This window comes from Tabrizicola sp. (genome assembly GCF_051645465.1).
Taxonomy (GTDB): Bacteria; Pseudomonadota; Alphaproteobacteria; order Rhodobacterales; family Rhodobacteraceae; genus Tabrizicola.
The window spans coordinates 1-7,040 of record NZ_JBOFBI010000389.1 but is presented as its reverse complement, the minus strand read 5'-3'; the positions used below and the strand labels follow the sequence as shown (position 1 = coordinate 7,040).

Here is a 7,040-nt window from a genome sequence, read left to right as displayed (position 1 = left end):
TCAGATCAAGGGCAAACAGGCGCAGAAGATCGCGGAACTTGCGCTCCGAGATTCTCCCCCGAAACAGATACCGGTTTTTCCAAGCCATGAGAGCACCTTAGCACGCTCCCAGAACCCCTCAGCTAGGGTAGACCCTTGGCAAATTTCTTACTTAAGAAATTTGGTCTCAGGCGGTGACGTCGTGACCATAGAGCCAGTCGAAGCGGCTGATCATCGTTCCGGGTGAAATGCGGCCCAGGAGGCGCAATCCGCTATGCCCGATAACTTTCGGCAGACCCGAAAGGTGGTAGGCCCGCGCGTTGGCGTTCGCGGCGGCAACGATGCGGGTGGTCCGGGGTTTTCGCCTGGCCTGATAAGCCGCAAGTGCCGCAGCCACGGTGTCGTGCGTTGCCAGCGCTTCGGTCAGAACCCAGGCGTCCTCCAGCCCCATCGACGCGCCCTGCGCGAGGAAGGGCAGCGTTGGGTGGGCCGCATCGCCAACGATCGCGGCGGCTCCGGCAGGGAGCGTATGGGTCCAGCTTTCGGCGACCTTGTGGCGGAAGAGGCCCCAGAGCCAGGGGTCCTCGACGCTTTCCAGCCAGGCTCGGACGCGCGGACTGAATTCCTGGAAGGCGACGCGCAGGTCCATGCTGTCATCGCGGAAGGTCCAGCTTTCCTCGGCCCATTTCACCCGCTCTTCGACGGCCACGATGTTGCGCAAGGTGCCGCCACGCAGGGGGTAGCTGACGAGGTGACGGCCTGGGCCCATATGGACCTCGGCGACCGGGCGGGCACCCGGTTCGGCAGGGATGACTGCGCGCCAGGCGACCTGGCCGGTGAAGAAGGGTTCCTCTGATCCGTTCAGCGCAGCGCGCAGGCGGGACCGGAGGCCATCGGCGCCGACGAGAAGCGATGTTTCAACCACCTCTCCGCTTTCCAGCGTGATGACGGGTCGGGCGCCGGAAAGCGAGATGTCGGTCACGCGGGAGAGGAGGCGGAGGGTCACGCCAACCTCGGTTGCGGCCTTGAGGAGGAGCGCGATCAGGTCGGCGCGGTGGAGGAAGTGGTAGCCTTGGCCGGGGCGGAGACGGGCAAGGTCCAGGCGCGTGACGACCTCACCCGAAGGACCGTCGATCAGCTGAACCGCCTCGGCCCGGATCGAGGCGTCGTCAAGCGCCCCCTGCAGACCCAAGGCGCGCAGGACGGCGGCTCCGTTCGGCGAGATCTGGAGGCCTGCACCCACTTCGCGGATCGCGTCGGCCTGTTCCAACACGGTGACCGATGCCCCCCGCTGCGCAAGCGCCCGGGCGACGGCGAGGCCCGCGATCCCTGCCCCGATTACCGTTACAGATTGGCCGATAACGCTCATCTCAGACCCTCCGAAACGACAACGCCGGACCAACGGCCCGGCGTCAAATCCGAATGCAGCACCGGGCGGTGTCAGTCGTCGCGATGCACTTTCTCGCGGCGTTCGTGCTTTTCCTGTGCTTCCAGCGTCATGGTCGCGATCGGGCGGGCATCGAGCCGCTTCAGGCTGATCGGCTCGCCGGAGACTTCGCAATAGCCGAACTCGCCGTTCTCGATCCGGCGGAGCGCGGAGTCGATCTTGGCCACGAGCTTGCGCTGCCGGTCACGCGTCCGCAGTTCCAGCGCGCGGTCGGTTTCTTCTGAGGCGCGGTCGGCGATGTCGGGAACGTTGCGGGCGCTGTCCTGCAGGCTGTCGATGGTTTCAGCGGACTGGTCGAGCAGTTCCTGCTTCCAGACCAGAAGCTTGCGGCGGAAATACTCCAGCTGGCGGTCGTTCATGAATGGCTCGTCCTCGGCGGGACGGTAATCATCAGGCAAGAAAACTTCGGCCTTCATCGAAACTCTCTCCTTCGCGCCGGATCGCTCCGACAGGTTGGCTTCTGTCATAGTGCGCTCCTGTTGGCGGGCGTTTATCGCAAGCCCAAACGATTGTCACTAGCGGTTGCGACATTTTCTGGGCGCAGGTAGGGTTTGTGAAAGGCTGCCAAACAGGATGTTGATACTGCGATGAAATTTTCCTCGACCGCGACTTACGTGGCGTCAGCTGATCTGGCAATTGCCGTCAATGCGGCGGTCACCCTGCAGCGTCCGCTTCTGGTGAAGGGAGAGCCCGGGACCGGGAAGACCGAGCTTGCGCGGCAGGTGGCGGCGAGCCTTGATCTGCCCCTGATTGAGTGGCACGTGAAGTCCACAACCAAGGCGCAACAGGGGCTGTACGAGTACGACGCGGTCAGCCGCTTGCGCGACAGCCAGCTTGGCGAGGCGCGGGTGCATGAGGTGCGGAACTACATCCGCAAGGGCAAGCTTTGGCAGGCGTTCGAGGCCGAGGGCCGCGTGGTCCTGCTGATCGACGAGATCGACAAGGCGGACATCGAGTTTCCGAACGACCTGCTGCAGGAACTCGACCGGATGGAGTTCCATGTCTATGAGACGGGTGAGATGGTGGTGGCGAAGCACCGCCCGGTGGTGATCATCACCTCGAACAACGAGAAGGAACTGCCGGACGCCTTCCTGCGCCGCTGCTTTTTCCACTACATCCGGTTCCCTGATCCCGAGACGCTTGCGGCCATCGTTCGCGTGCATTTCCCGGACATCAAAGACCAGCTTCTGAGTGCGGCGCTGACCCAGTTCTTTGAGCTGCGCGAGGTGCCGGGGCTGAAGAAGAAACCCTCCACCAGCGAGGTGCTGGATTGGCTTCGGCTTCTCTTGGCCGAGGACCTGGCGCCCGAGGATCTGCGCAAGGATCCCAGGAACGCCCTGCCCCGGTTGCACGGCGCGCTTCTGAAGAACGAGCAGGATGTGCAGCTCTTTGAACGGCTTGCCTTCATGGCGCGGGGGCAGCGGTAGCGAATCGGTCTGGGCGTGTTTTGCGATCACGGATTCGGTGCGAATTGTTGCAGTTTGTAATATTGCGTGAAGCCTGTGGATAAATGCTGCGCCGCAGATTACTTCAACCGCGATGGATAGTGGTCGGAAATTTCGTAATTTTCTGCGAATTGACTCACTGCCTTCCAGGACCGGACACTCGCCGGGCCCCATCTGCCGGGGCGCTGCCAGACTGGTTTTATGATGCGCCTGCCCGTTCTTCTTGCCGCGCTGTGCGTGGTGTCCGCCTGTGCGCCGCCCGCCCAGGTGTCAAAGAGCCGCCCACCTGCAGAGGTTGGGGTGGGTTTCGGCGACCCAAACGCGTTCCGGGCGGTTTCGGCGCCCTTGGCGGGGTCTTCGCTGACGCGCGATTTCATGGACCTGACCTTCGCTATGGAAAGCGGTCGGGGGCTTGATACGTTTTCGCGCTTTGAAGGGCCGGTGACGGTGGCGATGACGGGCAATGTGCCCGGCTCGGCCGCGCGCGATCTGGGGGCGCTGATCGGGCGGCTGCAGGGCGAGGCGGGGATCGATATCTCGCCGGCGTCGGGTGAGGCGACGATCACCGTCGAATTTGCCAGCCGGTCGGAACTGAGGCGTCTCGCGCCGACGGCGGCCTGTTTCGTGGTGCCGAATGTCAGCTCGCTTGCCGAATACCGCAAGAAGCGCGGTTCGGACGAAGTGGACTGGGCGCTGGTCACGCAGCGCGAGCGGGCGGCGATCTTCATCCCTGCAGACACGAGCCCGCAAGAGGTGCGCGACTGCCTGCATGAGGAACTGGCCCAGGCCTTGGGGCCTTTGAACGACCTTTACCGCCTGCCCGACAGCGTCTTCAACGACGATAACTTCCATTCGGTGCTGACCGGCTTCGACATGGAGATCCTGCGGCTGACCTATTCGCCATCCCTTGCCAGCGGGATGAGCCGGGAAGAGGTGGCCGCACGCCTTGGCACCTCGGCTGGGCTGACCGGCATGGGGGGAACGCCCGCCGACTGGACCCGCGCGATCGAAACGGCGCTTGGGCGCAACGGATCGCTGGCCAGCCGTCAAGCGGCGGCAGAGCGGGCCTTGTCGATTGCCGAAGCAGCAGGCTGGAGCGACAGCCGGGCCGCCTTCAGCTATTTCGCGGTGGGGCGGCTGATGGCCGGACGCGAACCGGAGCGGGCGTTGCAGGCGTTTGAACAGGCAGCCGCCATCTATTCTCGCCTGCCCGGCGGGGATGTGCAGCTGGCACATGTCGACATGCAGCTCGCGGCGATGGCCCTGGCCGGAGGGCTGGCCGAAGAGGCCGTTCGGCTGGCCGACCGGGCGATCCCGGTGGTCCGGCGGCATGAGAACGCAGCCCTTCTCGCAACGCTGATGCTGGTGAAGGCCGAGGCGCTGGAGCAGCTTGGCAACCCCGCGGCTGCGGCGGCGCTGCGGCTCGACAGTGAGCCGTGGGCACGCTATGGCTTCGGGTCTGACAGCGTGGTCAAGGCCCGGATGCGCGATATCGCGGCAGTGGCCAATCGCGCGGGCAACGGCTGAAGGGGCGGCAAAGCCCTGGAAATGGGGCGGAATGTTCGTGATCGGCGGTCTGGTCTTAGGCGCAATCGGCGGTGGTCTTCGGGCCAAGATGCGCGGCGGCAAGCCTGCTGACATCGCGCAGTACGCAGCGGTCTATGGCATTGTCTTCGGGCTGATCGGCCTTTTCCTGACCATCTATCTTGATCGCATGCTGCGGGGCTGATCCGCATGTTCCTGCCATTCTTCCAGATGTTAAGGGAAGAAGGCGTGCCGGTCTCGCTGCGCGAATTCCTGAGCTTTCTTGAGGCCATGGCTGCAGGCATCGTGATCTACGACGCCGACGGCTTCTATCACCTCGCCCGCCTGACCCTGGTGAAGGACGAACGCCACATAGACCGCTTTGACCGTGCCTTTGCTCGGGCTTTTTCCGGGCTGGAGACCGTCACGGTCGATCAAATCCTCGACGCCTTGAACCTGCCAAGGGACTGGCTGGAAAAGCTCGCCGAACGGCATCTGACGGCTGAGGAGCGCGCGGCGATCCAGGCGCTTGGCGGGTTCGACAAGCTGATGGAGACGTTGCGCCAGCGGCTGGCCGAACAGAAGGGCCGCCATCAGGGCGGGTCGAAATGGATCGGCACCGCCGGGACCTCGCCCTTTGGTGCCTATGGCTATAACCCCGAAGGCGTGCGCATCGGGCAGGACGAAAGCCGCCACCAGCGGGCCGTCAAAGTCTGGGACAAGCGCGAGTTCCGCAATCTGGACGGCGATGCCGAGATCGGGACGCGGACGATCAAGCTTGCGCTCCGGCGCCTCCGCCGCTGGGCGCGGGAAGGTGCGGCGGAAGAGCTGGACCTTGACGGCACGATCCGCGCGACGGCTGCCCAGGGCTGGCTGGACGTGCAGACCCGACCGGAGCGGAGAAATGCCGTGAAGGTTCTTCTCCTTCTCGACATCGGCGGGTCGATGGACCCGCATGTCCGGGTGATGGAAGAGCTCTTCACCGCCGCAAAGGCCGAATTCCGGCATCTGGAGGTGTTCTACTTCCACAACTGCGTCTACGAAGGCCTTTGGCGCGACAACCGCCGCCGCTGGGATCACCAGACCCCGACTTGGGACGTGATCCGGACCTACGGCGCCGACTGGCGACTGATCGTGGTCGGTGATGCCTCGATGAGCCCCTACGAGATCACGCATCCGGGGGGCGCCAATGAACACTGGAACCGCGAGGCGGGCGAGGTCTGGCTGCGACGGATAAGGCAGCAGTGGCCGTTCAATCTGTGGATCAACCCGGTGGAGGAAACGGGGTGGAGTTACACCCGCTCGACCGCCCTGATCCATGACATCTTCGAGGGGCGCATGGTGCCAATGACACTGGACGGCCTGTCGCGGGGGATACGAGAGCTTAGATGATCAACCGCCTGAGACAGCTCTGGCGGGCGAAACCGGTGTTGACCAGCGCCTTCTTGCTGGCCTGCGCGCTGACGCTCTTCTTCGCGGGGAACTTTGCCTATCGCACGGTCTATTGGGCGACCCACCAGGAAGAACCGGTTCGCCCCTGGATGACCGTGGGCTACGTCGGCCGGTCCTGGGACCTTGACCCGCGTGAGATCGACCGTCTTGCGGGCCTGCCCCTTCCCGAGGTCAAGGGCCGCCCGCAGCCCTTAAGCGAGATTGCCAGGGACCGGGGCGTTCCGGTGGAAGAGATCATCACCCTCGTCGAAGCCGCCATTGCCGAACTTCGCGCCCGTGACGCGGCTCGGGACGCGCAGCCCGGTGCCGACGGGGCCAGCGAATGACTGCCTGGCTTCTGGCGCTGGTCCCGCAGTACGGGCTGTGGCTTCTGGCCGCGACGACGTTCTTTTCCTGCCTCGCCCTTCCCTTCCCCGCCTCGATCCTGATGCTGACGGCTGGAGGCTTTGCGGCCGCAGGCGATCTGGTCCTGTGGCAAAGCTTCGTGGCCGCGGCCGTCGGGGCGATTGCGGGGGACCAGGTGGGATACTGGGCGGGGCACGGTTATGGGGCGACGCTCTTGCACCGGCTGCGCGCCGATCCTGCGCGGGACCGGCTTCTGGCGAAGGCCGACGCGCTGATGGACAGGCAGGGTCTGCTGGCGGTCTATTTCTCGCGCTGGCTGGTCAGCCCGCTGGGACCGTGGGTCAACCTCATCGCGGGCAGCACCCGCTACGGCTGGACCCGCTTTACGCTGGCAGGTGTCGCAGGCGAGGCGACCTGGGCCGGGCTTTACGTCGGCACCGGCTATGGCTTCGCCGGGAACGTGGAAGCGGCGAGCGAGATGCTGGGCTCTGCCCTCGGGATGGTCGGTGGCGTGGGGGCGGTTGTGGTTCTGGGGTACTGGCTCTTCAGCAGCCAGCGAAGTGACACCGACAACGGGCGCGGCTGACAGCTTGTGTTCGTTGCGGCCTGTTATGCGGCTGCCTAGTTGGCCCGTTGGGGGTTTGACGCGGCGCTTGTCGCCCCCATATCCGAGGGATGACCAAGCTTCTCCTCCCTATCGTATTGGCGCTGGCATACGCCTTCCTGATGCTGCGCTTCTCGATGTGGCGCACGAAGAAGCTTCTAGACGAGAAGTCGGTGCCGCTGACCGACCCCTCGATCACCCGGCTTGCGGATCGCATGGCGGCGGCGATGGAGGTGCCGGAGAT

At 64.7% G+C, this 7,040-nt stretch carries 8 protein-coding genes and 1 pseudogene; 6 read left to right on the top strand and 3 right to left on the bottom strand.

All coding sequences use genetic code 11. From position 1 onward, the window contains the following. From ACRCSW_RS23645 to dksA, 3 genes and pseudogenes are all read right to left on the bottom strand, one after another. Window positions 1-88, bottom strand: a pseudogene (locus ACRCSW_RS23645) (IS1595 family transposase); the annotation flags it as partial. 78 nt (window positions 89-166) lie between these two features. Next, the gene (locus ACRCSW_RS23640; RefSeq protein ID WP_438708105.1) at window positions 167-1,348 is read right to left on the bottom strand and encodes an FAD-dependent oxidoreductase; all 1,182 of its coding nucleotides are present in this window, start codon (window positions 1,346-1,348) and stop codon (window positions 167-169) included. Window positions 1,349-1,419: 71 nt separating this feature from the next. Beyond that, entirely contained in the window at window positions 1,420-1,842 is a 423-nt protein-coding gene (gene dksA, locus ACRCSW_RS23635) for an RNA polymerase-binding protein DksA (RefSeq protein WP_438708106.1), read from the bottom strand. Between the two features lie 171 nt (window positions 1,843-2,013). Here dksA and ACRCSW_RS23630 point away from each other — a divergent pair, with 171 nt between their 5' ends. The 6 genes from ACRCSW_RS23630 (at window position 2,014) to ACRCSW_RS23605 (ending at window position 6,778) form a co-directional block, all read left to right on the top strand. Then, window positions 2,014-2,853, top strand: a complete 840-nt coding sequence (locus ACRCSW_RS23630) for an AAA family ATPase (protein ID WP_438708103.1) — start codon at window positions 2,014-2,016, stop codon at window positions 2,851-2,853. Window positions 2,854-3,072: 219 nt separating this feature from the next. After that, window positions 3,073-4,398 (top strand): DUF2927 domain-containing protein, encoded by a 1,326-nt coding sequence (locus ACRCSW_RS23625; protein ID WP_438708102.1) that lies wholly within the window; start codon window positions 3,073-3,075, stop codon window positions 4,396-4,398. Between the two features lie 31 nt (window positions 4,399-4,429). Beyond that, a complete protein-coding gene (locus ACRCSW_RS23620; RefSeq protein WP_438708101.1) occupies window positions 4,430-4,600 on the top strand; it encodes a hypothetical protein in 171 nt (56 codons plus the stop codon). Window positions 4,601-4,605: 5 nt separating this feature from the next. After that, window positions 4,606-5,787, top strand: coding sequence for a vWA domain-containing protein (locus ACRCSW_RS23615; RefSeq protein WP_438708100.1), 1,182 nt, complete (start codon window positions 4,606-4,608; stop codon window positions 5,785-5,787). Continuing rightward, entirely contained in the window at window positions 5,784-6,173 is a 390-nt protein-coding gene (locus ACRCSW_RS23610) for a hypothetical protein (protein WP_438708099.1), read from the top strand. The genes ACRCSW_RS23615 and ACRCSW_RS23610 overlap by 4 nt, the downstream gene beginning before the upstream one ends. Continuing rightward, window positions 6,170-6,778 carry a DedA family protein gene (locus ACRCSW_RS23605; RefSeq protein ID WP_438708098.1) on the top strand — a complete coding sequence of 203 codons (609 nt, stop codon included), beginning with the start codon at window positions 6,170-6,172 and terminating at the stop codon, window positions 6,776-6,778. Before ACRCSW_RS23610 ends, ACRCSW_RS23605 begins: the two co-directional genes overlap by 4 nt. The last annotated feature ends 262 nt before the right edge of the window (window positions 6,779-7,040 follow it).

Excerpts from the sequence above, each read along its gene's own strand:
- ACRCSW_RS23640 (WP_438708105.1), bottom strand. The coding sequence starts at position 1,348 with ATGAGCGTTATCGGCCAATCTGTAACGGTAATCGGGGCAGGGATCGCG.
- dksA (WP_438708106.1), bottom strand. The coding sequence starts at position 1,842 with ATGAAGGCCGAAGTTTTCTTGCCTGATGATTACCGTCCCGCCGAGGAC.
- ACRCSW_RS23630 (WP_438708103.1), top strand. The coding sequence starts at position 2,014 with ATGAAATTTTCCTCGACCGCGACTTACGTGGCGTCAGCTGATCTGGCA.
- ACRCSW_RS23625 (WP_438708102.1), top strand. The coding sequence starts at position 3,073 with ATGATGCGCCTGCCCGTTCTTCTTGCCGCGCTGTGCGTGGTGTCCGCC.
- ACRCSW_RS23620 (WP_438708101.1), top strand. The coding sequence starts at position 4,430 with ATGTTCGTGATCGGCGGTCTGGTCTTAGGCGCAATCGGCGGTGGTCTT.
- ACRCSW_RS23615 (WP_438708100.1), top strand. The coding sequence starts at position 4,606 with ATGTTCCTGCCATTCTTCCAGATGTTAAGGGAAGAAGGCGTGCCGGTC.
- ACRCSW_RS23610 (WP_438708099.1), top strand. The coding sequence starts at position 5,784 with ATGATCAACCGCCTGAGACAGCTCTGGCGGGCGAAACCGGTGTTGACC.
- ACRCSW_RS23605 (WP_438708098.1), top strand. The coding sequence starts at position 6,170 with ATGACTGCCTGGCTTCTGGCGCTGGTCCCGCAGTACGGGCTGTGGCTT.